Origin of the sequence: Microbulbifer donghaiensis, from assembly GCF_900129095.1 — a bacterium.
GTDB lineage: Bacteria > Pseudomonadota > Gammaproteobacteria > Pseudomonadales > Cellvibrionaceae > Microbulbifer > Microbulbifer donghaiensis.
This window is the reverse complement of sequence record NZ_FQVA01000004.1, coordinates 205,737-232,230: the sequence shown is the minus strand read 5'-3', so window position 1 is coordinate 232,230 and position 26,494 is coordinate 205,737. Positions and strand designations below refer to the sequence as shown.

17 protein-coding genes are annotated in these 26,494 nt (G+C 59.7%); 7 read left to right on the top strand and 10 right to left on the bottom strand.

Going from position 1 to position 26,494, the window contains the following annotated elements:
• Window positions 1-199 precede the first annotated feature (199 nt).
• Window positions 200-2,908 (top strand): aminopeptidase N, encoded by a 2,709-nt coding sequence (pepN, locus tag BUC36_RS14735; protein ID WP_084536104.1) that lies wholly within the window; start codon window positions 200-202, stop codon window positions 2,906-2,908.
• Window positions 2,909-3,186: 278 nt separating this feature from the next.
• Complete coding sequence (locus BUC36_RS14730; protein ID WP_073276492.1) at window positions 3,187-3,990, top strand: nucleotidyltransferase domain-containing protein; 804 nt, start codon at window positions 3,187-3,189, stop codon at window positions 3,988-3,990.
• A gap of 82 nt (window positions 3,991-4,072) precedes the next feature.
• Here the strand turns inward: BUC36_RS14730 and BUC36_RS14725 are convergent, their stop codons facing one another.
• Window positions 4,073-4,555, bottom strand: a complete 483-nt coding sequence (locus BUC36_RS14725; protein WP_073276490.1) for a hypothetical protein — start codon at window positions 4,553-4,555, stop codon at window positions 4,073-4,075.
• 12 nt (window positions 4,556-4,567) lie between these two features.
• Window positions 4,568-5,083 (bottom strand): hypothetical protein, encoded by a 516-nt coding sequence (locus BUC36_RS14720; protein ID WP_073276488.1) that lies wholly within the window; start codon window positions 5,081-5,083, stop codon window positions 4,568-4,570.
• Between the two features lie 288 nt (window positions 5,084-5,371).
• Here BUC36_RS14720 and BUC36_RS14715 point away from each other — a divergent pair, with 288 nt between their 5' ends.
• Window positions 5,372-6,253 (top strand): Nmad3 family putative nucleotide modification protein, encoded by an 882-nt coding sequence (locus BUC36_RS14715; protein ID WP_073276486.1) that lies wholly within the window; start codon window positions 5,372-5,374, stop codon window positions 6,251-6,253.
• 80 nt (window positions 6,254-6,333) lie between these two features.
• Here the strand turns inward: BUC36_RS14715 and BUC36_RS14710 are convergent, their stop codons facing one another.
• Window positions 6,334-7,254, bottom strand: a complete 921-nt coding sequence (locus tag BUC36_RS14710; RefSeq protein WP_073276484.1) for an alpha/beta fold hydrolase — start codon at window positions 7,252-7,254, stop codon at window positions 6,334-6,336.
• 176 nt (window positions 7,255-7,430) lie between these two features.
• On the opposite strand from BUC36_RS14710, the gene BUC36_RS14705 reads away from it, so the two are divergent.
• Window positions 7,431-8,048 carry a class I SAM-dependent methyltransferase gene (locus BUC36_RS14705; RefSeq protein WP_073276629.1) on the top strand — a complete coding sequence of 206 codons (618 nt, stop codon included), beginning with the start codon at window positions 7,431-7,433 and terminating at the stop codon, window positions 8,046-8,048.
• Between the two features lie 122 nt (window positions 8,049-8,170).
• Here BUC36_RS14705 and BUC36_RS14700 read toward each other — a convergent pair whose 3' ends face one another.
• Window positions 8,171-9,718, bottom strand: coding sequence for a hypothetical protein (locus BUC36_RS14700; RefSeq protein ID WP_234995012.1), 1,548 nt, complete (start codon window positions 9,716-9,718; stop codon window positions 8,171-8,173).
• 314 nt (window positions 9,719-10,032) lie between these two features.
• On the opposite strand from BUC36_RS14700, the gene BUC36_RS14695 reads away from it, so the two are divergent.
• The gene (locus BUC36_RS14695; RefSeq protein ID WP_073276480.1) at window positions 10,033-11,583 is read left to right on the top strand and encodes an alpha/beta fold hydrolase; all 1,551 of its coding nucleotides are present in this window, start codon (window positions 10,033-10,035) and stop codon (window positions 11,581-11,583) included.
• A 255-nt stretch (window positions 11,584-11,838) separates the two neighbouring features.
• Window positions 11,839-14,571 carry a M1 family metallopeptidase gene (locus BUC36_RS14690; RefSeq protein ID WP_073276478.1) on the top strand — a complete coding sequence of 911 codons (2,733 nt, stop codon included), beginning with the start codon at window positions 11,839-11,841 and terminating at the stop codon, window positions 14,569-14,571.
• A gap of 43 nt (window positions 14,572-14,614) precedes the next feature.
• Here BUC36_RS14690 and BUC36_RS14685 read toward each other — a convergent pair whose 3' ends face one another.
• The 3 genes from BUC36_RS14685 to BUC36_RS14675 all read right to left on the bottom strand — a co-directional run bounded on the left by BUC36_RS14685 (window position 14,615) and on the right by BUC36_RS14675 (window position 19,780).
• Complete coding sequence (locus BUC36_RS14685) at window positions 14,615-16,243, bottom strand: tetratricopeptide repeat-containing sulfotransferase family protein (RefSeq protein WP_073276476.1); 1,629 nt, start codon at window positions 16,241-16,243, stop codon at window positions 14,615-14,617.
• A gap of 127 nt (window positions 16,244-16,370) precedes the next feature.
• Window positions 16,371-18,788, bottom strand: a complete 2,418-nt coding sequence (locus BUC36_RS14680) for a TonB-dependent receptor (RefSeq protein WP_073276474.1) — start codon at window positions 18,786-18,788, stop codon at window positions 16,371-16,373.
• Between the two features lie 137 nt (window positions 18,789-18,925).
• Window positions 18,926-19,780 (bottom strand): carbon-nitrogen hydrolase family protein, encoded by an 855-nt coding sequence (locus BUC36_RS14675; RefSeq protein WP_073276472.1) that lies wholly within the window; start codon window positions 19,778-19,780, stop codon window positions 18,926-18,928.
• 306 nt (window positions 19,781-20,086) lie between these two features.
• On the opposite strand from BUC36_RS14675, the gene BUC36_RS14670 reads away from it, so the two are divergent.
• Complete coding sequence (locus tag BUC36_RS14670; protein WP_084536102.1) at window positions 20,087-21,355, top strand: MFS transporter; 1,269 nt, start codon at window positions 20,087-20,089, stop codon at window positions 21,353-21,355.
• A 2-nt stretch (window positions 21,356-21,357) separates the two neighbouring features.
• Here BUC36_RS14670 and BUC36_RS14665 read toward each other — a convergent pair whose 3' ends face one another.
• The 3 genes from BUC36_RS14665 to exaC form a co-directional block, all read right to left on the bottom strand.
• Window positions 21,358-23,040: a Na+/H+ antiporter NhaC family protein gene (locus BUC36_RS14665; RefSeq protein ID WP_200797289.1), complete on the bottom strand. Its 1,683-nt coding sequence runs from the start codon at window positions 23,038-23,040 to the stop codon at window positions 21,358-21,360.
• Between the two features lie 100 nt (window positions 23,041-23,140).
• The gene (locus tag BUC36_RS14660) at window positions 23,141-24,457 is read right to left on the bottom strand and encodes an aromatic ring-hydroxylating oxygenase subunit alpha (protein WP_073276466.1); all 1,317 of its coding nucleotides are present in this window, start codon (window positions 24,455-24,457) and stop codon (window positions 23,141-23,143) included.
• A gap of 396 nt (window positions 24,458-24,853) precedes the next feature.
• On the bottom strand, window positions 24,854-26,374 hold the full coding sequence (exaC, locus tag BUC36_RS14655) for an acetaldehyde dehydrogenase ExaC (protein ID WP_073276464.1): 1,521 nt from the start codon (window positions 26,372-26,374) through the stop codon (window positions 24,854-24,856).
• Window positions 26,375-26,494 lie beyond the last annotated feature (120 nt).

The window sequence follows — 26,494 nt, the reverse complement described above, 5'->3', positions numbered from 1 at the left end:
GGGCCCCTCGGGGCCCTTTTTCATTTTCACGACGACTCACCGACACTACAGCGATAAGCTAGCATCAAAATTTATAGATGCCGGATTCATCAGCAAGACCCTGTGATCATGCGCACTGGTGGTTGCCGTGTTATAACCATGGCAAATAATACGCCGCCGGCGCAGCTATTTGCGCCAATGCCGCAACTCGGAGAATTCGATGAAGAACTTCAGGAAATTCGCTGCCACACTCCTGTGTGGAACGCTACTTGCCAGCTGCGGGCCGAAAACGCCGCCGTCAGACAAGCCTGTCGAAACCGAAACCGCTGCCCCGGCAAAAACTGAAGCGGTACCGCGCGTCGCGCGCCCCGATGTTCCCGGGCTCACTGCCGCCTACGCAGCGCTGCGCAAGCTGCAGATCGCGGATGTGGATTACAAAATTTCCCTGGACCTGGACAGCGAATCCGAAAGCTTCTCCGGCCGGTTGATTGCGGAAACCGAGATCGCGCGGCCGCTGCAGCAGGCGCTGACGATTGATTTTACCGGCGGCGAGGTGCAGTCGGTCAGCGTAAACGGCCAGGAAATCCCGTTCGAATACAATGGCTACTTCATCCGCATTGCACCGGAACAACTGCAGCTGGGACCGAACAGCATCGCCGTCGACTACACGCACCCCTATTCCACGGACGGTTCCGGTCTGCACCGCTTTAAAGATCCCCAGGACGGCAACGTCTATCTCTATACTCACTTCGAACCCTACAAAGCCAATCGCTTCGCGCCGATGTTTGACCAGCCCGACCTGAAGGCCAGCTATACCATCGATGTAAAGGCGCCGGCGGACTGGCAAGTGGTGACGACCACTCGCGAGGACAATATTGAGGATCTCGCAGACGGCCGCAAACACTGGCACTTTCCCGCCACCAAGAAATTCTCCACTTATATCCTGCCGCTGCACGCGGGTCCCTTTGTGGTATGGGAGAGCAAAGCCGGCGATATTCCGCTGCGCCTGATGGCTCGCAAGACGCTGGCTCCCAATGTGAAACCGCAGGACTGGTTTACCTTTACCCAGCAGTCCTTCGATTTCTTCCAGAAGTACTACGGCATCGAATACCCGTTCGGCAAGTACGATCAACTGATCGTGCCGGACTTCACCATCGGCGCCATGGAAAATGTCGCGGCGGTGACCTTCAACGAGGCCTATGTCTCCCGTGGCGAAAAGACCCAGGCACAGCGACAGAAGCTCGCCAACGTTATCGCCCACGAAATGGCGCATATGTGGTTCGGCGACCTGGTGACGATGAAATGGTGGAATGGCCTGTGGCTGAAAGAGAGTTTCGCCACCTACATGGCCAGCCTCGCATTGGCCACCAACAGCGAGTTCGACGATGTCTGGGAAAACTTTTACCTGCGTTCAAAACAGTCCGCCTACCAGGCCGACCAGCTGCCGACCACCCATCCGATCGAAGTACCGGTTCCCAATACCGCCGAGGCCTTCTCCAATTTCGACAGCATCACATACGGCAAGGGCGGCTCGGTCCTGGAGCAACTGCCGCACTATCTGGGCAAGGAGGGTTTCCGCCAGGGCGTCAGCAGCTATCTGACGGAATTTTCCTACGGTAATGCCGAGCTAAAGGACTTTATGGAGCACCTGGGCAAAGCCGCCAACAAAGACATGGAACAGTGGACACAGAACTGGCTGTACAAGGCCGGGGTAAACACCATCTCCGCCACCTTTATGTGCACCGATGACAAGATTACCCAGCTGACCATCATGCAGACGGCACCGAAGGAGCACCCGACTCTGCGCGAGCAGAAGATACAGCTCGGTATCTACCGCCTGCAGGACAACATCATGACTCGCGTAGCCGCGGTACCGGTCACCTACAGCGGCGCCAGAACTCCGGTGAAGGAAGCCAAGGGGCTGCCCTGCCCGCAAATACTGAACCTGAATGACGAAGACTGGGCCTACGTAAAAACGAACCTGGATGAAAAGTCCGTCGGACAGATAACTCGCCACATCACCGCCATCGAGAGTTCCTTTACCCGATTGATGCTGTGGCAGAGCCTGTTCGACAGCGTCACCGACGCGAAGTGGCCGCTGGATGACTGGATTACTTTCGCCCTGAATAACGCCGGTGCCGAGAGCAATATCAATGTGATCCGCCTGATTGGCAGCCAACTGGAAGCCGCCAGTGCCTACGCACACCGCTTCGATGTGCCGGGTGAATTGCGCACGGAACGGCTGGAGGCGATCGAGAATTTCGTCTGGGCCAAAATCAATAGCTCCCCCGCCGGCAGCGACGCACAGAAAACATGGTTCGAGACATTCACCCAGCTCGCCCACACGGACGAGGCTCTGAACAACGCCGCGCAGCTGCTGTCCGGCGAACTCGAAATCAATGGGCTGCCAGTTGACCAGGATATGCGCTGGCAATTGATCGTATTGTTGAACCGCCACCAGCTCGGCGACTACGCCGAACTGGTTGAGGCAGAACTGCAGACGGACAACACCGACCGCGCCCGCAACTACGCCATCAGCGCCCGCGCCATCCGCCCAACGCTAGAGGTAAAGAAAGAGTGGCTGGACAATATCCTGAACAAGCGCGACCAGTACAAATTGAGCCAGATCCGCGCCGCCGCCAGCGCACTCTTCCCGCCGGAACAGTTAAAACTGTACCGCGACATGAGTACCCAGCTGTTCGCCGCCGTGCCCAAGGTCAGCGACACGCAGGACACACTGTACAACAAGGCCTATGCGATGCTGTTCCCGATTGCCTGCAGCAAGAAAGAGGTCGCGCAGTACGACCAGACTCTGAAACAGCATAATGAACTGATGCCGGCGCTTGGACGGGTACTGAAAGATCGGCGGCAGCAGAGCGAGATGTGCCTGGCCATGGAGAGGGTACTGAAGAAACCAAGTGCCAATTAACCTCAAGTAAATCGTCGTTATTGCAACGAAAAGCCCTATGGAAGCTTGTGACGCGGGCTTGCTATCGCCCGCGTAACTTGCAGAGTAAAACAATAATCAATATGTATCGTACGGACGCTGTCCAAGTGAATGGAAACATGTACTGCTGTCGTCCAGAGGGTGGATCGGCCTCAGCTCGATTATCTCCCCGAGTCCCTACAAGAACTGCAACACTGATCGCGGATTGGTATTTTATTAAGATTTCGTTAAGAAATCCCAGCCTCACTCCTAGGTAGTCAATGATTGATTCAACAGTAAGACAAGAAATCCTCAACCGGCTCAAGGCCGCAGAGCGCGAGCACAACGTAAAGATCCTGCTTGCCATCGAATCGGGAAGTCGCGCCTGGGGCTTCGCATCACCAAACAGTGATTACGATGTGCGCTTTATCTATGTTCACCCAAAGGACTGGTACCTGTCGGTGGATCTGGAAGATAGGCGCGATGTCATTGAGTATGAGATTGTCGATGATATAGATCTTAACGGCTGGGAACTGCGCAAGGCACTCAAGCTGTTTTGGAAATCCAACCCTGCCTTCGTGGAATGGGTACAGTCGCCGATCACCTATCTGGAGCGCGGCGACTTTGCCAGCACCGTTCGCGACCTGCTGCCCGCAATCTACTCCCCGGAAAAGGGAATCCACCACTATCGCAGCATGGCAAAGACCAACTATCGCGGCTACCTAAAGGGCGATCTGGTGCCGCTGAAAAAATACTTCTACGTTCTGCGACCGCTGTTGGCGGTGCGCTGGCTGGAGCGCCACAGTGAGGCGGCACCAATCGAGTTCGACAGGCTACTGCCTCTGCTCGAAGATCCGGCAGTGCTCGAGGATATTCACGCTCTGCTGGAGCGTAAAAAAGTGGCCCTGGAAAAGGAGATGGCGCCACCCGTGGAGCGGTTGAATCAGTTCATCGAGCTCGAGCTTGAGCGACTTGAGGGCTACAAGAGTCAATACTCCGACAGGAGTGTCGAGATGGATCAGCTGAACACTCTTTTCCAGCAGATACTCGGTGAAGACCCGCACTTATCATCGATACCTTGTTAGATAACGCAGTATGGCGAAAAACCCTGCTCTGCCATCATTGCATCCAGAATGAGTCCGCCAGCTGCAGCGCGGGCTCGATTGGTTAATTACAGCTGGCGAGATCTCTCAGCGGAATTTCGACGCCCCTACGCGCCCCCGGAGATTTCTCCAGGATCTCGACATTGTAGATGTCATCGATATAGCGAACCTCGGCCTCGTAGCGATAACCGGCCTTTGCCGCCATCAGAACCTCGAACGCGGCGGAGCCTCTGATACTGCCGAGGTACGCGGAACTGGAAAAGGTGAAGACCAGATAGCTCAACCTGTCGGGTGGCAATCCAACCAGTACCAGCGGATCTTGCAATGCCACTGTGCCCAGGTATTCGGGTTGGCATCTGTCGTCTACCGAATATATGTCGACAGCGGCATCGACACCGCCGAACAGCGAACCGGGGTCGGTAACTACATTGATTGCCAGGTTCCGCTCGCGGGGATTCTCGTATGGCCTGACACCGGAGCAGGCGGCAACCGCAGTTACCGCAAGCAGGACCAGCGCCAGTCTGCCCCAGATAGCTCGTGTATGCATGGCTGGAACCGTCTATATCTTGGTCAGATCAGGGCAGCCCATATTCTTTCCGCTGGCCCAGCCTTTTATCGCCCTGGTGATGACATCGAAGCCTCTTGAGGGGCCGTAGATATCGATGCGGGTGTTGTTCTTGCCCACCGGTGTAGCGTCGGCGACCAGCAGATAATAGCCACCTTCCGGTTCTTTGGTGACATTCATTACGCCCTGTGCATGATGTCTCTGCAGGTGCAGCTCGGTTATATCCCTGCCCGCGACCACCGTCGGATTGTAATCGGTAACGATATACTGATAGCTCATGTTGGTCCGCGATTCGGTTTCAATCGTGACATCGAGACATTTGGGGGCGTATTTCTCGAAAGACCCGGAAACCTCGGAGAAAGGACGATCCACTTCGTAGGTCTCCACCTTGGCCATAAAAGCACCGGGAACCGCCTGGCGGAACTCTTCCACGGTCTGTGGATGCTGGCTGACACAGCCCGAAAGTAACAGGCTGGCAACTGCAGCCACGGAGATAATGGTTGATTTCATGAGAAACCCTCAGTGACAAGCCGATTTGTAAGGCGGCTATGTTAAACATACCCACAACACCAGGTTGTCAACTGCCGCACAATTCGCGCACAGGAAAGCGGTGCCCCTGGCCGCCCCCTGCGCTGACCGGGCACTACAGGTCTAGGCCGGCCACCAGGAAAAGGGGCTCGACGCGTTCGGCCACCGCTGAAATGCATGGCGGCAGGGGTTTGCGTCCGGCGCGATTCCAGTCAAAATGAGCGCTCTCCGAATTCATTCCCGGTTTAGTGAGCGGCAGCAGACGAAACAATGCGCCTGATATTGAGCCGCAAAGGCTTCGATTCCTCCGCCGGCGGCTGTCCCAGCCCTATCTTTCCCGATGGCAGTCTCTACGCGCTGCCGATTCCCGACTCCAACTCCCGTATCCAGTACGGTGACATCAACCGTGCCGGCGACAACGGCGACGACATTGGCGCGCTGGTCGAGGATTTGACGCGCGGCAAGATCACCGCCGATATGGGCGCGCACCTGGATCCGGATATGCACACGGATGCGCTGCCGCGCCGACCAGACTGGCGGCCGTTGCTGGGCCAGACCGGTGCCGCGCAGGGGCACCTGCGCAAACAGGGAGTCGGAGCCGGAGACCTGTTTCTGTTCTTCGGCCTGTTCCGACTTGTAGAGCGGATTGAAGGGCGCTGGCGCTTTGTCAAAAACGCGCCGGCTCGCCATATTCTCTGGGGCTGGCTCGCCATCGACCAGATAGTGAAAGTGGATGCGCTGCCGGCGGACACGCTTTCCTGGGCCCGCTACCACCCGCACTTCGCCATAGGTCCAGATGCCGCCAACACGCTGTATCTCGCCGCCGAGCGGTTCAGACTCGCGGAAAATACCAGGGCGTTGGCCGGAGCCGGCACTTTTCCGCGAGTTAACCCGCGGCTTGTGCTGACACACCCGGACTCGCCAAAGCCGACGGCCTGGCGCCTGCCTGGATTTCTCTATCCAGAACCCGGACGGACACCGCTCAGTTATCACAACAAGCTGGAACGCTGGAGCCGCGACCTCAAGCGAGATGACGGAGATCATTGCCAACTGCAATGTGCGGCCAGGGGGCAGGAGTTTGTCCTGAATATGGATGAGTATCCGCAGGCCTCTCCGTGGATCAGCGGCTTGATTACCCAGCTCGGCTGTTAACGCGGGGGGAATCAGCAGCCGAAACCTGTGCTATTTCCGGCTGCGGGCGGATCTCCCGAAAAGGCTTTGGGGAATTGCCACTATGTCGCCAGGGGTGCGGGTTGGGATTCCTCGATCTGTGCGCGGAAAGCCAGATAGGCACTGAGCACTTGTGCGGGGGACTCGGTCTGTGGGTAATGGCCGATACCGGGCAACTCGGTAATATCCGCATTGGGTACCAGCTGCCGGAACCGCGCCACCATATGGCCACCGGAGATGGGATCGACTACACCGTCAATCAATTTTACCGGCATCCACTCATTGCACAGGGCGCGCACCCAACGGGCGCGGTTCTGCCGGCGCTGCGGCATATACTGAATCAGCCGGTGCATCACCCCCAGGCCGTCGTTCTGTTCGATCAGCGCCCAGAAGCCGTCGATATCTTCCGCGCTGGGTGGCGAATTGGGTCCGCAGATTTTTTGCAGATTCGCGGCGAGTTTGCGCTTGCTGGTCAGCCTGGCGATCAGCGGGCCGAGTGGTGAGAGCAGCAATTTCTGCAGCAGCACCGGCTTGTGCGTTTCCGGGAAGATGCCCCCATTCAGCAGGCAGACGCTCTTGATACGCAGGTTCGGCTTTTCCCGTCGTGTGAGATTCAGTCGCTCGAGATCCCTGGCCATCAGCTCCTGCGCCACCGTGTCACCGTAGTCGTGCGCCAGAATATGGTATTCGCCGACACCCTGCGCCATCAGCCAGGTCTCGATCAATTCAGCCTGATCGGCAATCAGATAGGAAAATTCCCGCGGCTTGGCGGAATCGCCAAAGCCGAGCATATCGATGGCGTAGAGCGAATAGTGTCTGGCCAGCTCCGGCCAGACCTTGTTCCAGTCCCACGAGGAGGTGGGAAAGCCGTGGATCAGTACCAGCGCCTCGCCTTGCGGGTTGCCGCCGGTGCGCGTGAATACCGGCCAGCCCTGGTATTCAAAGAGGCGCCCGGCGCGGCGCCATTCCTGCAGATTGATCATATTGTTATCTTTGTAAGCCGATCGAGAAACAAATCCCTGCGACAGGGTAACTGTTACCACACATTAGAACCACCGGTGCGCATCCGGCCTTCGCCGATTCAGCACGCGGCTCCTGCGGTTACGCCTGGTATATTAAAGTGCATGCGCAAACAGTCTCTCCTAACCGGATGATCACTATGAGCTTCTATGAAGATCGCTGTCTGCCCCACCTGATCAATTGCGCCTGCGGTCTCAAGGCGTTCCGCAAACAGCGACAGTTGGTCGTGCCGCAGGCCCGCGGGCGGGTGCTGGAGGTGGGGTTCGGCTCCGGCCTCAACCTGCCCTTCTACGATCGCGCCAGGGTGGAATTTATCTGGGGGCTGGAGCCGTCTGCAGGCATGCGCAAGCGCGCACGCGACAATGTCAGCAAATCACCGCTCGAGGTGCGCTGGCTGGACCTGCCGAGCGAGGAGATCCCGCTGGAGGACAACAGTGTCGATACGATCCTGCTCACCTACACGCTTTGCACCATTCCGGACTGGCGCCGCGCACTGGGCGAGATGCGGCGCGTGCTGAAACCGGGTGGACAACTGATTTTCAGCGAACACGGCCGCGCTCCGGATGCCGATGTCAGGAAGTGGCAGGACCGCCTGAACCCTTACTGGCGCCGCGCCTTCGGCGGCTGCAATCTGAATCGCGCAATTCCCGAGTTGATTGAAAAAAGCGGTTTTTCAGTCCTGTCGCTGGAATCCGGTTACATACTGTCGCCCAAGTTGGCCGGCTTTAATTATTGGGGTAGTGCCACGTCGGTATAGCGACACACGCAATCTGTTCCGGTGAACTACAGCCCTCTACAACTCGCCGGGCGACGAAATTGTCGGCCGCAAAATAAAAAAGCCCCGGTCTAGCGACCGGGGCTTTTTAGTTTGGCTGGAGTTTAGCCCTCGTTGCGGGCCAGTGTGGTCTGCGCCTTGCCCTTCGTTTTGGGGTTGGCCTGCAGTTCCGCCAGCATCGTCTTCATCTGCTCGTACTCCTCCTCGTCGTCCAGCTCCAGCATCAGCGGCTGTGCAACGTGGGCGAAGAATTCCGCATCTTTCTGCTCGTAGAGCTCCCGCGCCAACCACTGGGCGATATGGACCTGTCGCGGCGCACGCAAATAAGCCTGTTCGAGCATTTCCACATACTTGTCCCGCGGGTAATCCAGCATTTCCATCGACATGGCGAGACCGAACCAGTGGGAGGCGGTGTCGGAGTCGTTGTTCACCAGGTACACGAACTGGTCGCGCACCTTTTTCAAGTCGTCGCGGCTGCGCGCCTCACCGGGCCGATTGACCTGGCGGTTCAGGCCGAGCCACGCCTGCACATTCTTGTACCAGATCTCGCTGCGGTACTGCGCCGGGATACTCGCCAGCAGTTGGTCCGCGCGCTCAAAGTTGCCGATATGGGTCTCGGCATCCGCCTGCACCGCGGTGAGCTGCGGGCTGTCGACGCCTGCGAGATGTGCGTACTGGAGCAGGCCCAGCAGTCCATCAATGTTGTAGCCGGACATCACCAGGAAGTGTCCGATTTCAGCCACGGCGTTACGCGGCGACAGCTGCGTTACCTTGGGGCGCGCTTCGCGGAAGTCCGCGGGAATCGGGGCGCCGGCAAGGTCGAAGTTGCCGCTTTCGAACATGGCCTCGTATTCCTTGTTGATGTCCGCGACGGACATGCCGAAAGACTTCTCCAGGGCTCTCACCGGATCCGCGCCACGGTTGTATTCCTTCACGTAATCCTTGAACTGCTCCACCTTGCCGCTTTTCATGATCAGCCAGTGGGCGAGCATCCAGCCGCTGGCATAGACCTGCGCCTTTTCGTCGCCGTCGGTATTAAAGACCGTAGCGCGCAGCAGCTTTTCCAGCGGCATCGGGCTGGTGAACAGCAGGGTCATCGCACGCTCTTTGGGAATGCCACCCAGCTGGTAGCGACCGTCCGGGGTGAATGTCATGGTGGACATAAATTCGGCAAAACCTTCGCTGTACCAATAGGGGTAGTGCGTGGTGTTGCCGTTGTAGCTCAGGAAGTGCGTGTACTCGTGGAACAGAAACTCGCGGGCCTGCAGCTGGCGCTTGCCGCTGCGGCCATCCAGATTGACCAGTGCATAACTGCCCTGGGCGGTCGTGTCGAACAGACCGTTGGTCACTTGCGCGAGCTCTTCGCCCACCAGGCCGGCATAGCTGCGGCGGTCGGCTGCGGCGTAGATGGTGAGTTTTTGGCTGTCCTGCTGCGCATCGAGCAGCTGCAGTGCCACCGCGCGGTAGCGCTCCAGATCGGACGCCATGGTTCTCACGGCGTCGGGGTCGCCATTGGTAACAATACGGAAGTTTTCGGTCTCTACCTGATACCAGGTCTCTTTACCCAGATTCGACGCCTTGCAGCCGGCAAGGACAAAACCGAAACAGATTACCAACAATGTGAGTGCGCGAGGAAACATAGTTCTAGCCACTGAGTTGTCTCTTCTGAGGCCCTCCATGGCGGAACAAGGAAGCTCACACACTACCGGTTTTTATTGATCAAAAAAAGAACAATTTTAGACCAGAACCGAATATTCGCCTGTTTATCTGGGACTGAAAAGTCCGTACAAGTCAGTTAGGCCAGGGGTCGCAGTCGGATGCTCCGCACGCCAATGACCGGGACCGACTTCTCAGTTTTCATCTCCCCGCACCCAGGCACAGACCTCCAGCCCGTATATTCACGGCTGTGACCACGCTTAGATCTCTGGTCACAAAAATAATAAATATTCGATTAAGAGAGAAAACGATGAAGACGTCACCGCTACTGGCGCTGCTCGGCGGCGCGCTGCTGGCGGCGCAGTCCTGGGCCGCGCCGCAATTCACAGCCGATCTGGATATCACTTCGTTCGATGGCACCGAACTGGACGCCAACCTGCTTGTACCGGACACCCCGCCACCCGCCGGTGGTTACCCCGCAGTGCTGTTTACCAACAGCTGGGCGCTCGACAAGCACCAGTACCTGCTGCAGGCCGCCGAGCTGGCCGAGAACGGCTATCTGGTCATGAGCTACTCCACCCGCGGATTCGGCGCGTCCGGCGGCCAGGTAGATGTAGCCGGAGACAACAGTCTCGCCGATGTGCGGGTGCTGATCGACTGGCTGGAGGCCAACTACCCGGTGGGCAAACTGGGCCTGGCGGGTATCTCCTACGGCGCCGGCATCTCGCTGCTGGGCGCGGCCGCGGATCCGCGCGTGGATGCGGTGGCCGCGCTGTCCGGCTGGTCGGATGTGGTCGAGGGCCTCTACCCGAACGACACGGTGAACCTGGTGTGGGGCACCCTGCTGGTGAACACCGCCTTTCGCCGCGACCCGGTTATCGACCAGATCTGGAGCGACCTGCGCAGCGGGCAGAATATCGACGGCGTGATCGAATTCGGCGCGACACGCTCGGCGCTGAGTTTCGTCGACGCGCTGAACGCCAACGACACGGCGGTGCTGATGTCGAACAACTTCGCCGATTACCTGTTCAAGCCCAACAGCATGACGGACCTCTACGCGCTGCTGGATGGGCCTAAGAAACTGCTGCTGAATCCCGGTACCCATGCGGTCACCGAGACCCTCGGCGGCAACGATGGCCACATCTGGGCCACCAGCTTCCGCTGGTTCGACCACTACCTGAAGGGCGACGCCAACGGTATCGACAGCGAGCCGAAAGTGGATATGACGGTGCGCATCAGCAACCGCCTGGAACAGTTCGCGGATTTCCCGGTCACGCAGAACAGCAGCACCTGGTACCTGCACCCGCGCCTGACCTATTTCAACAGCGGCAGCATGAAAGGCAGCCCCTACGGCGGCTGGAGCTGGAGCAACAGCTTCCACGGCGGCGCCGACACCAGGGCCGGCACCGGCATCCCGGTGGTGTCCGACGCGCTGGAGGGCTTCGGCATCCCCGTCTACACCAATATGCTCGGTATCAACGGTTACTATGCGATCGAGTACAACTCGGCGGTGCAGTGGAGCACCCTGAAGATCCGCGGTACACCGACCTTGGAATTGTGGATAAAACCGAGCAAGCCGGAAGTGCAGCTGCAACTGCATTTGTATGACACGGGCCCGCTCGGCCTGGGGCGCCTGATCACCCACGCGCCGGTGACGCTGCACAACGCCGAGGTGGGGCGCGAGCAGAAGATCAGCGTGGACTTTTTCACCACCAGCTACGATGTGCCGCCGGGCCACGTGGTGACACTGGCCATCGACACCGAGGGGCTGATTTACCAGAAACCGGCCGATACCAATTACCAAATCGAGGTGCCCTATCGCAGCAGCCGGGTTTCCCGGCTGACGATTCCGCACCTGTAGCTATTGATGCGCGCCCAGCCTTCCGGTTCAGAAGCTGGGGGCAACCCTTAGCAACATTGTCGTCGTTCCGGCGCAGGCCGGAACCCAGGTTCCGCCAGTCTGGATGCCGGCCTGCGCCGGCATGACGACAGTGCTGTAGCCGGCGCAAGATTTGTCCAGCCAAGACGCCGCCCCTCCGCCCTTCGGCAATCCCCATCCCGAACCGCTACAATGGCGCTTTTGCCGAATTCCCATTTCCCCAGATCAAGAGAAGATATGAAGAAGAGCATACTGCACTGCCTGCTGGCCGTGCCGCTGCTGGCACTGGTTGCCTGCGGCCCGGCCGACAAGGCTCCGCAAGAGGCCGAACAGAAAGCCGCAGCAGCAGCGACCGCTGAAAAAGCGGTTCCGCAAGCCGATGTCGGCGCACCCGAGGGCCGGCTGCCGGAAGGCGTGCGCCCGCAGGCCTACCGCCTCGACCTGGTGCTGGACCCGCGCCGCGACGACTTTACCGGCAGTGTCGATATCGACATCCAGATGGCCAGCAGCGCCGATCATATCTGGCTGCACGGCAAGGACATCCGCGTCAGCGATATCCACGCCACACTCGCCGACGGCAAAACCGTGCCGGCCGAATATAAGGAGGTGCTGGACAGCGGTGTAGCCAAAATCGGCTTCGCCGAGAAACTGCCCGCCGGCGCCTTCACGCTGCACATCGACTACAGCGCCGCCTTCGATCGCAACCTGGCCGGCCTGTTCAAGGTCGAGGAGCAGGGCGACGCCTACGCGCTGGCAAAGTCCGAATCCATCCAGGCGCGCAAGTACCTGCCGGGCTTCGACGAGCCGGGCCTGAAGGCGCCCTTCGATATCAGCCTGACCGTACCCGAGGGTTACGCCGCCATCAGCAATGGCGCAGAACTGAAACGGGAGCCCGCCGGCGATGGTATGGAGAAGGTCACCTTCGCCACCACCCTGCCGATGCCGACCTACCTGCTGTCGCTCTCCACCGGCCCCTTCGATGTGGTTGAGCGCGCGGCCATTCCGCCGAACAAATACCGCTCCGAGCCGATACCGCTGCGCGGCTTCGCCCGCAAGGGCCGCGGCAAGGATATGAATTACATCCTCGATATCACGCCGCGCATGGTGGAGATTTTCGAGACCCAGCTGCGGCGCCCCTACCCGTTCAAGAAACTGGATATCGTCGCCGCACCGCAGTGGCCCAGCGGCGCCACCGAACTGTCGGCAGCCATCACCTACCGCGAACAGCGGATCCTCGTCGGCGACAAGCCGGCCCCGGGCGCGCGCCTGGCGCTGGTCGAGGTGCATGCCCACGAACTCGCCCATATGTGGTTCGGTAATCTGGTCACCCCGCCCTGGTGGGATGACCTGTGGCTGAAAGAGGGCTTCGCCACCTGGGGCGAGCCGCTGGTGCTGACCATCTTCGAGCCGCAGGGCGGCCACGACCTGAATGCCGCGACCGCCGCGATCAGCGCCATGCAGCTGGATTCCCTCGCCAGCACCCGCGCCATCCGCGAACCGGTCACCGACAACAACAATATTCGCAACGCCTACGACGCAATCACCTACTCCAAGAGTCTCGGCGTCATCAATATGGTGGATCAGTACTTTGGGGCGGAGCGCTTCCGTCCGGCACTGGGCCGCTATATCGAAACCTTCGCCGGCGGCGTGGCCGATTCACCGGCCTTTTACAAAGTGATCGGCGAGGAGACCAACACTCCGGAACTGACGGAAACCTTCCGCAGCTTCGTCGAACAGAAAGGTGTGCCGCAGCTGGATCTGGTGGTGGACTGCAGCGCGGAAGGTGCGGCCAAACTGCTGGTGCGCCAGAGCCGCTACAAACCACTGGGCTCACCGATTGTCGATGCGGACCAGCACTGGAGTATCCCGTTCTGCTTCAGCAGCGGCGAGGACACGCAGCAGTGCCAGATGCTGACCAGTGTGAAGCAGGAAGTGGCGATCCCCGGCGGTGCCTGCCCCAGCTGGGTGATGCCCAACGCGCAGGGCAGCGGTTACTACCGCTGGAGCCTGGCTGAAGACCAGTGGCAGGCGCTCACAGAGCGCTTTGCCAAATTCTCACCCACCGAGCAGCTGTCCATTATCGACAGCGCCTTCGCCGCTTTCGAAGCCGGCAAGCTGCCGGAGTCCGAACTGCTGGAAGTTATTGAGCAGTCGGCCAAGGCGGACAAGCGCCAGGTGGTGGTCGCGCCGCTGCGCTATCTGCAAAAATACCGCCAGCACTACCTGGCGGAAAAAGGACAGCAGGCATTCCTCAACTTCGCCCAGAACCTGTACCTGCCGGTGTTGAGCGCGACCGCCGACAGCCCCGACAGCGACGAGCAGCTGCTGAACAGTGGAGTGCTGGGCTTTATGGCGCTGGTTGCCGGCGATAAGGATGCACGCAAGACGCTGCAGGACAAGGCGCTCGCCTTCACCGGCTTCAAGCAGCCCCGCGACGAAGAGGCGCTGGACTCCGACCTGTACGAGGCGGCGCTGACGGTGGCGGTGCAGGATGCCGGCGACGACTTCCTCACTCACCTGATCAAGGTGCGCACCGAACTGGACGACCCGCGTTTCGAGAGTGCCAGCGCCAATGCAATTGGCAGCAGCAACAATCCGGAACAGCTGCAGGAAATCCACCGGATCGCACTGAGCGAAGATATGGGCCCGCGGGAAACCTTCGGCCTGATTCAGCGCTCACTGGCCGAGCCGGCGGTACAGGATCAAAACTGGCAGTGGCTGCAGCAGAACTTTGCCCAGGTGGTCGACAAGATCCCGGCGCAGATCCGCCGTCACACACCGTCGTTTGCCCGCGCCTTCTGCAGCGAGGAAAAACTCGCTGAACTGCAGCAGCTGTTCAGGCAGCACGGCCAGCTGACTGCCGGCTACCAGCGCAGCCTGGCGCAGACCAAAGAGCAGATTCAGCTGTGCATGGCGCTGAAGGATAAGGGAGAGGCGCTGATCCAATCCCTGCCGCCAGCGGCGAACTAATCACGCCCCTCAATATGATCGCGGTCGATGGCCGCGATCACTTTCACTCAATCTCTATACCGCCCTTATGCAGTATTTCCGCCAGCGGCTGCAACTGCTCGCGGTAATTCTTCCATTTACCCACCGACGATCGGTAGACCGGTTGGCGCACCTGTGCGGCACTGGCGGTTGCCGTGCCCTGCTTCTCCTGGCGATGGAAATCCAACACCGACTCAGTCCACGGCAATCCGCAGTACTCGAACAGCCTGCGGCTCTCGCCCGCCAGATCTTCCACCAGCTGCTCATAGTGCAGATCGAAAATTGCGCCCGGCAGCAGGCGCTGCCAGTGCTCCATCAAGCGGCGATAGCCGAGGTAGTACCGCCCCAGCTCGGACTGATCGTAGGAAAACGGGTAGGCATTGCGGAATTGGGTTTTCAGGATGGCGTAGCAGCTGTCCATCGCATTGCGGCGCAAATGCACGATGCGCGCCCGCGGCAGCGCCAGTCGGATCAATCCGATGTAGAGATAGTTCATCGGATTCTTGTCAATAATTACCCTGGCATTTTCCGTGCCGGGGCGACTGCGCAATTCCCGCTGATAACGACGCCCCAGCTCGGCGAAGTCCAGCTGCCGGCTTCGCTGCACGAAGTCCACAGAACCGTCACCGGCGGCTGCACCGTCGCCGGCAGCCTGGACCATGGCGGTCAGTTCGCGCGCGAAGGTGCCGGGCTCTCCCGCCGAGAAAACACCGTCCGCCGCGCACAAAATACGGTCCACCAGCGTGGTTCCCGTGCGCGGCATCCCGAGAATAAAAATAATTCCTTCGCCGCGCCCGGCGTCCATGTCGCCATCGCGCCGTTCGCGGCAGTCACGCATAAAAGCTTTATCGTAGGCGGATGCAATATCCGTCAGTCGCTGCAGGTCCTTGTCAACCTGGTAGCGAATGCCACTGCGCCGCAGGCGGCAGGCGTCGGCGAGCGCGGCAAAACTATTGCCATATTCCTGCAGATCCTCCAACTCTTTCGCCAGCGCAAACTGGATCTGGCTGGCGCCAAGAGCCGGGAGATCCCGCTGTGCGGATAGCCGCTGCAGCTCCGCGATATGATTGCGCTGCGGTGACTGTCGACGCAGGTCCGAGCGATTCTTGTAGGCCTCGAAATCTTCATGGCGGATAGCGATGAGCTGATCGTACTGCGTTTCGGCCCGCGCCAGGTCCCCCATGGCCCGGTTCGCCGCAGCGCAGTTGAACAGCAATTGCGGATTTTCCGGCGACAGTTTCAGTGCCCGCTCGAACAGATCCCGGGATTCCCGGTGGGCCTCGCACAGCGAATAGAGATAGGCGGCCTGGCTGAGCGGCTGCACATGCTGAATATCGGCAAGCGGCAGGTGATCCAGTTGCTGCCGCGCCTCGCCGTGCCTGCCGGCGCGCAGCAGTATCTCGGTCAAATGCAAACTGACACTGACCCACTTGTTAGTTTGCACGGCGGCATACTGCTGGGCCCGTTGTAAACACTCAATCGCGCGCTCCAGCCGCCCCTGTGCCGCATGGCTGTCCGCCAGCAACCGCCAACCGTTGACCAACTGAGGATCCTGCTGCAGCGCCTGCTCGACCAATGTGATGGCATCGGCGAAGTCTTTGCGCTGAAAACGATTCAGCGCAGAACGGTAAAGATCGTTAGCGTCACTCAACATAGGGGCGAAAATTTTATTGTTGTGTTGCGAGCATACCACTGTCGCGCCAGCCGCGCCGGCGCAGCTGCAAATTCAACTGGCATAAAAAAGCCGGCCGCGAGGGCCGGCAACTAGCAACACTGCAAAGTCAGAAGCTGTAGCTTCCGGAGAGACCAATGGTTCTGGGCAGACTGATATAGTCCTTGGAGGCGTTGCCGAGGAAATTTTCACTCGGGTCGGTACCCATGTGGCGCTCGGTAATCAGGCCGGTCACGCCGTCTTCGTTGAACAGGTTTTTGACAAACAGGGAGGCGACCCACTTTTCCGCGACCAGCGAGGTGTTGACACCCCAGAGCTGGAAGGCATCGACCTCCGCCGCGGTCAAGCCGCTGCCGATCGCATTTTCGGAATCCGACTGGTAGTAGCCATTGATGCGGGACACCCAGTCGATACCGTCACTAAACGCGGTGGTGTAGTCCATCGCCACGGAGAAGGTGTTTTCCGCAGTGCTCGGCAGTCGCTCGCCCTCTTCGGCAATGGTGACGCCGGTGGGGGTTACGAAGTCCGCCGTCAGCTCGCCGTCCACAAAGGTATAACCCAGGTTGTAGTGCAGGCTGTCGCTGAGGTAGCCATCCAGTTCAAACTCGATGCCCTGCACGCGCGCCGAGTCGCCGTTCATCGCCGCGAAGAAGCCCCAGTTCGGCGTGGCGGCGTTGAGCTGCGGATCTTTCCAGTCGGTATAGAAGGCGGACACCGTGTAGCGGAAGGCATCGGTGGAACCTTTCAGGCCGAATTCGTAGTTCACCACCGAGTCGGAGTCGTAGCGCAGGTAACCGGGATCCTCCGCGTAGAAACCGATGGTCGGCACCGCGTTGGCACCGCCGCGGCGATAGCCCTCGGAAACAGTGGCGTAGCTCATCAGGCTGTCGGAAATATCCCAGGACAGGTTGCCCTTGAACAGCGTATCGCTTTCCTTGGTTTCAAAGGATGCGTCGCCGTTGCCGAGGAACGGCCAGATCGGCAGCGACAGCTGCGACTCGTTGACCAGCTCGTTCTCAAAGCTGCGCATACCAAGTGTCAGGCGCAGGGTGTCGGTGAAGTTGATGGTCGCCTCGCCGAACACCGCCTTATCGACAAAGTTCTGGTTGCGGCGGAAATAGAAATCCTGGTCCTGCACATCCGCGGCCCAACCACTCAGGGTATCCATTAGGCTGGTGGCCAGATCCCAGGGGGTGGGGGCCGCTGCGGTCCAGTCGGCCCAGCCCGGCATGGTGCTGTTCTGGCCGGCCTTGGAATCCTGGTCCATGTAGTAGAAGCCGAGAATCCAGTCGATCTTCGCATCGGTGGCGTTGGATACCAGGCGAATTTCCTGCACCAGAGCGGAGTCCTCGTAGAAGCGCTCGGCCCGCGCCACCGGGCGCGGCGTGCCGTAGTAGAGCCCTTCGAACCAGTCCATGGTGGCATAGAAACCGGAGTTATCGCTGATACCGGTACCGCTGTGGCTGTAGTCTGCCGTGCTCGAGGTCAGGGTGGCGAAGCCCATATCCACTTCGACTTCCAGCGACGTCAGGTCCACTTCGCGCTCGGACGGCTCCAGGATTACCGCACCGTTCTCGTAGTCGTCGTAGGCCTGCTCGGTGCCGCTGACCCAGTTGCTACCGCGGGTGACCTGGCGACGGCCGCCGATATCGTCTTCCTGCTGCTGGTAGGACAGCTGGATACTGGCATTGTCCGTCGGCTCGAACAGTATCGACGCGCGGCTGTAGGTGATGTCGACGGTGTCCGCGTCCTCGACACTGCGGAATACCGGGCCGCCGTTGGCAATATCACCGCCGGCGGCCACCGGCGCGCCGCTCGCATCCAGCGCATAGACATTGGCGTAATCGACGATACCGTCGTTATCGATCTTGCCGATATTCGCGCGGAAGGCGACCCTGTCACCGAGCGGCAGGTTCACCATCACATCGGAATTGAGGTTGTAGCCATCGGAGCCTTCGGTCTGGCTGAAACTGGTGCCGACCTTGGCCGCGAATTCACCCATCTGCGGCTTGTTCATGATGTAGCGCACGGTACCCGCGAGAGAGCCGGAGCCGTACAGGGTTCCCTGCGGCCCGCGCAGAACTTCCACCCGCTCGATATCCTTCAGCACGAAATTCGCATACAGCGGCGTGTCGTCGATGTAAGTGGCCACGGTCCCGATCGCCGAAAGCGGAACATCGCCGTTGGCACCGGTATCGATATTCATACCGCGAATCACTACGCCGTTGACGGTACCGGAATTGCGGTAACCGCGATCCACCACCGTCAGGCCGGCGATACTGCGCATCATTTCCGCCGAATCGGTAACCTGTGATGCCTCCAGGTCGTCGCCGGCAACGGCGGAAATGTTATAGGGAATATCCTGTACGCTCTGGGCGCGGCGTGTGGCGGTAACAATGACTTCCTCCAGCGCGGCTTCCTGCGCAAGCGAGACTTGCGGCATGGAAAGCAGCGTGCCGGCAGATACTGCAGCGACAGCCGTTGCCAGTGTTTTCTTGCTGAACCCCTGCTTGCTTTGCTCTTTCATGCTCCCTCTACCTTTCTTTTTTCTGGCCGTACCGCGCCGGATAGTATTGTTGTTGACGAAATATGCTACGCACTTACTGGCCAAAACCTAGCGCCAGATTGCGCGCAGCGACTGGTCCAGTTGCTGTGTACTTCCTGTTACTCCGGTACTTTCAAAGGGCCAAGTTCTTCATACGCCGGCGACACCGCACCCGGCTCGTATTGCGGGTACTGCACCCGCGTATCGCGGAAACTTTTCAGAATCTGTCCGAGACCTTTTATGCCGCGCTCGCGCACCTTTCTGACCCGCTCCAGATCCACTTCGAAGGCGATCACCTCTTCATCGGTCGCCGCCTCGTGGACAACTTCACCGTCGGGACCGACGATAATCGAGCGGCCCACGCCCTGTGCGCCGGCCGAATTTACATCGACGACGTAGCACTGGTTGGTGACCGCACTGGCGTGCACTATGGCCAGCTCGTCCTGGCGGTCGATGGTGTCCGTCTTGGTGGGATGGATGATGACCTCCGCACCCAGCCAGGTGAGCGCACGGGTGGTTTCCGGAAACCACATGTCAAAACAGATCGACACGCCAAAGCGACCCACCTCCGGCACGTCGAATACCAGGAACTGGTCGCCGCCGGTCACACCCTTTTCGTAGGGCAGGAATGGATAAATCTTGCGGTAGCGGCCAACGACCTCGCCGGCGGGATTGATCACCGGGGTGGTATTGAACACGGCGCTGCCACACTTCTCGTACATGGAACCGGGCACCAGCCAGATACCCAGCTCGCGCGCGCTGCGGCAGAAGGCCTGCTCTTCCGCTGACGGCAGCTCGCGCGCGTGCTGCACACCGACACCGCGCAGGGCCAGCTCGCTCAACACAATCATCTTCACCCAGGGGAAGCGCAGCTTGGTTTTCTGGATCCGCTCCAGCAGCAGTTCCAGATTGTCGGCCTCCGCCAGCTTCAGCTGCAGCGCAGCGATACCGAAGTGTTTGCTCTTATTGTTCATCGCCAGACAGTTCCTGCTTGTCGGTGCCGCGGTGGCGGCTTGTATCTGGCTTTATCTTGGAGGATTAAATCTGGCAGCAATAGGGCCAGATTTTGTATTGCCATGAGTCCAACCGCCGATACTGGCTCCAAATGGCAAAAACTCGTGGCTTGGCTCCATCACCCGCGTGCATCTGGCCCTATATTCTCACCCGCAATGCGTTAGCGTTGCGCCAGGTACAGCATTTAAACTGATCTTACGGCAGCGACTCGGTGCAGCCGGCTTGGTGCCAAATAATAAACAGGGCAATGCCCACGCGGAGTGTCTATGAGCGATAACGCAGAAAGTCTGGTAAGTCAGCCAATTGACGCCGGAGAAACTTTGGGACGTTTTTCCGGCCTATTGCCTTACGCCGCACCGCAGGGATGGGTTGCCAGCCTGCTGCTTGCGTTTCTTTCCTCCGCCGGCCTCTATTACGTCAATATTTTCCCGGTCATCGTCGATTCGTTGATGGCCGGCGCCGGTCTCACGGCAGCGCAGGCCGGGGAAATCACTTTTGCCAATACCATCGGCGCGGTCATCGGCGCATTTACCATTTCACTGTTCGTGAAAAGAATTCCGCAGTGGAAGCTGGCCTCGCTGGCGCTGTTGATTTGCTCCATTGGCATGGATGTCCTGACCATTTTTCTCGCCAACCTGGAGTTACTGGTTCCGCTGCGCCTGGTGCACGGCATACTCGGCGGCGCACTGGTGGGGCTGGGTTTTGCAGCGATTGCGCGCAGCGGAATCGCCGGGCGCGCCTATAGCATGGTACTGCTGGTGCAGTACACCGGCGGCGCTATCGGTATGCTGGTTTTACCCGGGCTAGTAGCCAAGTTCGGCACCTACGTGCCCTTCTATGCGCTGATCACTTTCAGTCTGGTGACGTTGGCCATGTTGCCGTTCCTGGCCGATTATCCCCTGCCCAGCAAGCAGGAAGAACGCAAGGTTCCGTTGAATGCGAAGGTCGCCATGGGCCCGATGCTGATTACCCTGCTGGCACTCTTCTGCTTTCAATTCGCCAATATGGCCCTGTTTGCGTTTATCTTCGATCTGGGCAAATCCTTCGGGCTGGAACTCGGGTTTATCAGCAAGACACTCTTCTGGGCGAACCTGATTGCTATCAGCGGCGCGGCACTCGCCGCCTATACCGGTCATCGCTTCGCACTGACGATGCCACTGACCATCGCCCTGTTGATAACGCTGGTCGGGCTGGCGATTTTTATGTTCAGTGAACTGAAACCGGTATTTATCCTCGCCAACGTGGTTACCGGCATTACCTGGGCCTTCTGTGTACCGTACCTGCTGACCATGGCTTCGAAATTTGATGCCGCCGGACAGATGGGCGCTTTCGGCGGCTTCGCCTCGAAAATGGGACTGGCCTGCGGCCCGCTGGTTGCCGGGTACTTTATTTCCAGCGGTGGCAGCTATACCCAACTGATCCTGATCGCTTGCGGCATGCTGGCGCTCTGCCTGCTGGCGTTGCCTTCGGCAGCGAAGATCGACCAGCGGGAAAGTGCCGTAGCGATTGATTCAGTGAATGCCCAGGCAACTTAAACTCAGGTCTCCGAACCTGACTCCGCATGCACGGCGCCAGTGGTCGCGTATTCAGCAGCCGGCGCCGCCGTAACCTTTTCCCCAGTGCCCGACCGCCCGAGCAGCCGGTGCAGCGTATACAGGGCCAGCGCCGACAGCAGCAGGCACAGGAGCGGCGATACACCAAACCCCGCCGGCAGCGTGCCGCACAGCAGCGCCACTGCTGCTACCAGCGTGGCGTAGGGTAATTGGGTGCGGACATGTTCAATGTGATCGCAGCCGGATGCCATGGAAGAGAGAATGGTGGTATCTGAAATCGGCGAACAGTGATCGCCCCAGATTGCACCGGCGAGTACCGAGGCGATCGAGGCATAGAAGATATGCGCTTCATCAGCGGCAAGGCCCGCATCGCCACCCACCATGGTCCACGCGAGCGGCACGACCAACGGCATCAGAATACCCATGGTGCCCCAGCTGGTACCGGTAGAAAATGCAGTGATCGCCGCCAGCAGGAATACCAGCGACGGCAATAGCGCTGCGCTGAGGTCGCCGCCGATACTCTCCACCAGGTAGCGGGCGGTACCCAGCTCTGCACTTACGCCGGCAAGCGCCCACGCCAGCACCAGAATGATCATTGCGTAAAACATCGAACGCGCACCGGCGAACCAGGCGTTGACCGTCTGCTCCAGCGTGAGAATTCGCAGCCCCACCGACAGCGCCGCAGCGACTACGGAGCTGGCCACCGCCGCCCACATCAGCGCGCGATAGGAATCCGCTGCAGCCAGTATGTCGGCTACCGGCTTTCCGACTGCGCCCCCGCCGGTAATCCACAGCCCGGCAATCACACCACCCACGAGCGTGAGTATCGGCAATGCCGCATTGATCGCGCGCACGGGCCTGTCGGGCAGCGGCTCGATCACGTCATACAGCGGCGGCTCTTCTCCGGCCTGTGTATCCCTGGGCGCAGTCCCGGCGCGCGCCGCGCGTTCGGCCACAAGCATCGGCCCAAAATCGCGCCCGGTCACCGCCACAAGCACCACAAAAAACAGGGCGAGCAACGGATAAAAACTGTAGGCAATCGACTGCAGGAAAACGCCGTAGGGCTCGAGCGTCGCGCCCGCGCCCTGCAATGCATCTTCGATAAGACCCACCTCGAAACCGATCCAGGTGGTCACCAGCGCGATACAGCAGACGGGGGCGGAGGTGGAGTCGACGATATAGGCGAGTTTGGCCCGGGAAATTTTCATGCGGTCGGTCACCGGGCGCATGGTGTTGCCGACCACCAGGGTGTTGGAATAGTCGTCGAAAAAAATGGCCAGCCCCATGGCCAGGGTAGCCAGGGCCGCGCGCCGCGCATTGCTGGCCCAGCGCACTATATGCGCGACGACGCCGAGCATGCCGCCGTTTCGGGAGATCACACCGACGGTGCCACCGATGACAAATGAAAAAATGATAATGGACGCGTGATCGGCGTCGGCGAGGGCCGCGGTTACATATTTGTCGGCACCGGTGAAAAGTCCGGAAAAAATCGCGCTCCAGTCTCCACCCTCGATGGCCCAGGCGCCGACCCACACCCCGGCAAACAGGGCCGGCAATACCTGGCGCAGGATCAGTGCCAGCAATATCGCCAACAGCGGCGGCACCAGCGAGACAGGCCCAGAATGTGCCGCCTCCACCGTCTGTGCCCAGGCACCAGGCGAACTCAAAGCCATCAATCCCAACAGCCACGCTCCGGCCCCCAAACTCATCGATCTATTCGCCCTGTGGCTGGTACCGCTGAGAGTGGCTGGAGTCATTGCTGGTTCGCTAGTCGGTGGTTTCCACTGCACTGGTTCGATGTGCCCGCGGACTCGGCGGCAACACACCGAAATCGCCTGCCAGTGCATACAGGTACCAATCGAAGAATCGCTTCGGCGTATCCTCGAACTGCGGGTGCTGCGGGCCCGGCTCATAGAAGTGTGAACGTATACCGCGCGCGTTCGCATCCATGATGCGCTTGTCCTCCAGGGTGGTCTCGTGCCATACGCGCGTCAGCTCTTCGCGTTGATAATCGACGCCCTCGCGCGCATCACCGCGCACAAACCAGATAATTTCCATTTCGGTTTTGTCGATTGCGCGCGGCACGTAGCGGAACAGCACGCAGTGATCCGGGTAATTGAGCATGTAGGCGAGAGGCCCGAACTGGAAGTCCCCCGCGCCCTCGTCAAAGCCCTTGAAGTCGCCCATCAGGGGCGCCAGGGGCGCGCCGTCGACGCTGCCGGTCTTGAAGCCGGGGAAGAGTGCGTAGCGACTGGTATAGGCGCAGGCACCGAACCCCGGTGCCTCGCGAAAAATTCGGTATACGGATTTTTCCAGGTCGGCGACGCCGGTGGCGGCGGCGGACCTCGCCCACATATCGCGGTTCAGGTCGGCCACTTCATGCTCGAGGGATTTGAAGGAATGGATGCGCGAATAGAGCCGGTGGGCGGTCAGGCAGTGGTAACACTCCAGGTAATTGCCGAGCGCAATCTTCCAGTTGGCATCCACCGGGTAGCTTTGCCGGTGGGCGATTTTAGCGGTGTCGAGGTGGTAGGGCGACATCTGCCGATCCAGCAGCGCCATGGACGCTTCGAAGTCGGCGGCGTCCGACTCGAAATTGACGAAAATAAGGCCATAACGTATCGCCACTCGCACCGGCTTTAGAGAAAAGTTCTCCGTATTAAATCCATCGAGGCATTCCATCGCGCGCGCAGCGCGCAGCGAACCCTCACGATCGTAAACCCAGCCATGGTAAGGGCAGACGAAAGTCTTGCGATTGCCACTCGCCGCCTCGCACACCCGCGAACCGCGGTGCCGGCAACTGTTGATCAGGCCGCGAATGCGCCCGTCATCGCCGCGCACAAGAATCACCGATTCGCCGGCAATCTCGAACAGGAAAAAATCACCTGCCTGGGCGAGCTGGCTGACGTGTCCGGCAAAATGCCAGCTGCGGAAAATAATGGTTTCCAGCTCACGCTGGTATACGAAAGGGGAGTGGTAGAAATAGCGCAGGGGGGCTGCATCTGGATCCCGCCGCTGCAGCGCTATCTGTGCCTGCATCAGCTCCAGGTTGTCTTCCCGGTCGGTGGCGAGAATCTTCTTCATGGCGTGTCGTTATTATTTTTAAACCAGTCTACTCCACTCCCTCGCGGGAGAAAAGTACAGGGATCGGACCTTGCCGACTCGCTGATACCAAGCTCTATCGAAAAAAAAATGGGGAGCAACAGCTCTCCTCAGGTTGCTGACAAAGTTACGCAGTCAAAATTTAAGGCAAAGTGCTAGGACGAGTAGTTCGAACCGTCGGCGACAGGGCCGAAGGCGCCGCGAATGCGTGCAGCGGCCGGACCGTCGCCGCCGGAGCTTACAGGGATGTATTCACAGCGTTTCGAAATACTCGTCCTGGTGCTTGGCCGCCACCGCTCTTGGTCAGAACGAAATGCGGGGTTTATCAATAGTCTGGGGGGGAGCAACAGCTTCCCTTAATCGCCAGACAGCGAGCCCTCAGAAGAAGCCCAGGGGATTGGTGTCGTAACTGACAAGCAGGTTCTTGGTCTGCTGGTAATGTTCCAGAGCCCGTTTGTGGGTTTCGCGGCCGATACCGGACTTCTTGTAGCCGCCAAAGGCTGCATGAGCGGGATACTGGTGGTAGCAGTTAGTCCAGACCCGGCCCGCCTGGATACCGCGCCCCATGCGGAAAGCCAGGTTCATATCCCGGGTCCAGACACCGGCGCCCAGTCCGTATTCGGTATCGTTGGCGATCGCCAGCGCCTCCGCTTCGGTTTTGAAGGTAGTGACACCGACGACCGGTCCAAATATTTCCTCCTGGAAGACCCGCATCTGGTTGTTGCCCTTCAGCAGCGTCGGCTGCACGTAGTAGCCCTTCTTGAACTCGCCGCCCATCTCCTCGACACCGCCGCCGAAGATCACCTCGGCACCTTCACGCAGGCCGATTTCGATATAGGTCATGATGCGGTCGAACTGCTCCAGCGACGCCTGCGCGCCTATCTGCGTCTCGGTATCGAGCGGATTGCCGCGCTGGATCGCCTTGGTGCGCTCGACCACACGCGCCATAAACTCGTCGTAGATGGATTCCTGTACCAGTGCCCGCGACGGGCAGGTGCACACTTCGCCCTGATTGAAAAACGCCAGCACCGTGCCCTCGACGCACTTGCTGATATATTCCTCCTCCTGCTGCAGTATGTCGGCGAAGTAGATATTCGGCGATTTGCCACCCAGCTCCACCGTCGACGGAATGATGTTGTCCGCCGCGCACTTGAGGATATGGCCGCCCACCGCGGTGGAACCGGTGAAGGCGATCTTGGCGATGCGGTTGCTGCTGGCCAGCGCCTGCCCCGCCTCCTCGCCGATACCATTGACGATATTCACCACGCCCGGCGGCAGCAGGTCGCCGATCAGTTCCATCAACACGAGGATCGAGGCGGGCGTTTGCTCGGCGGGTTTCAGTACGACGCAATTGCCCGCTGCCAGCGCCGGCGCCAGCTTCCAGGCCGCCATCAACAGCGGGAAATTCCACGGGATGATCTGACCGACCACACCCAGGGGTTCATGGATGTGGTAGGAGACGGTGTGCGCATCTATCTCCGCCACGCTGCCTTCCTGTGCGCGGACACAGCCGGCGAAATAGCGGAAGTGATCCACCGTCAGCGGAATATCGGCGGCGAGGGTTTCGCGCACGGCCTTGCCGTTGTCCCAGGTTTCCGCCACCGCCAGCCGCTCCAGGTTCTGCTCGATACGATCGGCAATCTTCAGTAACAGGTTGGCTCTTTCTGTGACAGACGTTTTTCCCCAGGCCTCTCTGGCGCCGTGCGCGGCATTCAGCGCCAGCTCGATATCTTCGACGCCGGAGCGCGGCACTTCGCAGAATTCCTCGCCGGTCACCGGTGAGATATTTTGCATATACTGCCCCTTCACCGGTGCCACCCATTCGCCACCGATAAAGTTTTCATAGCGGGACTTGAAGTCGATCAGGGCGTCAGCCTGCCCGGGTTGTGCATAGATCATCGCTGTATTCCTCTGTTGTTATCTGCTCCCGGCCGCCGTTGTGATCTCGCGCACTCAGGAGTAGTCTTGGGAAATGCCGCCCGGCGGAATCGCCGTACCGGGCAGACTCTGGTTTCGGAC

Excerpts from the sequence above, each read along its gene's own strand:
- pepN (WP_084536104.1), top strand. The coding sequence starts at position 200 with ATGAAGAACTTCAGGAAATTCGCTGCCACACTCCTGTGTGGAACGCTA.
- BUC36_RS14730 (WP_073276492.1), top strand. The coding sequence starts at position 3,187 with ATGATTGATTCAACAGTAAGACAAGAAATCCTCAACCGGCTCAAGGCC.
- BUC36_RS14725 (WP_073276490.1), bottom strand. The coding sequence starts at position 4,555 with ATGCATACACGAGCTATCTGGGGCAGACTGGCGCTGGTCCTGCTTGCG.
- BUC36_RS14720 (WP_073276488.1), bottom strand. The coding sequence starts at position 5,083 with ATGAAATCAACCATTATCTCCGTGGCTGCAGTTGCCAGCCTGTTACTT.
- BUC36_RS14715 (WP_073276486.1), top strand. The coding sequence starts at position 5,372 with ATGCGCCTGATATTGAGCCGCAAAGGCTTCGATTCCTCCGCCGGCGGC.
- BUC36_RS14710 (WP_073276484.1), bottom strand. The coding sequence starts at position 7,254 with ATGATCAATCTGCAGGAATGGCGCCGCGCCGGGCGCCTCTTTGAATAC.
- BUC36_RS14705 (WP_073276629.1), top strand. The coding sequence starts at position 7,431 with ATGAGCTTCTATGAAGATCGCTGTCTGCCCCACCTGATCAATTGCGCC.
- BUC36_RS14695 (WP_073276480.1), top strand. The coding sequence starts at position 10,033 with ATGAAGACGTCACCGCTACTGGCGCTGCTCGGCGGCGCGCTGCTGGCG.
- BUC36_RS14690 (WP_073276478.1), top strand. The coding sequence starts at position 11,839 with ATGAAGAAGAGCATACTGCACTGCCTGCTGGCCGTGCCGCTGCTGGCA.
- BUC36_RS14685 (WP_073276476.1), bottom strand. The coding sequence starts at position 16,243 with ATGTTGAGTGACGCTAACGATCTTTACCGTTCTGCGCTGAATCGTTTT.
- BUC36_RS14680 (WP_073276474.1), bottom strand. The coding sequence starts at position 18,788 with ATGAAAGAGCAAAGCAAGCAGGGGTTCAGCAAGAAAACACTGGCAACG.
- BUC36_RS14675 (WP_073276472.1), bottom strand. The coding sequence starts at position 19,780 with ATGAACAATAAGAGCAAACACTTCGGTATCGCTGCGCTGCAGCTGAAG.
- BUC36_RS14670 (WP_084536102.1), top strand. The coding sequence starts at position 20,087 with ATGAGCGATAACGCAGAAAGTCTGGTAAGTCAGCCAATTGACGCCGGA.
- BUC36_RS14660 (WP_073276466.1), bottom strand. The coding sequence starts at position 24,457 with ATGAAGAAGATTCTCGCCACCGACCGGGAAGACAACCTGGAGCTGATG.
- exaC (WP_073276464.1), bottom strand. The coding sequence starts at position 26,374 with ATGATCTATGCACAACCCGGGCAGGCTGACGCCCTGATCGACTTCAAG.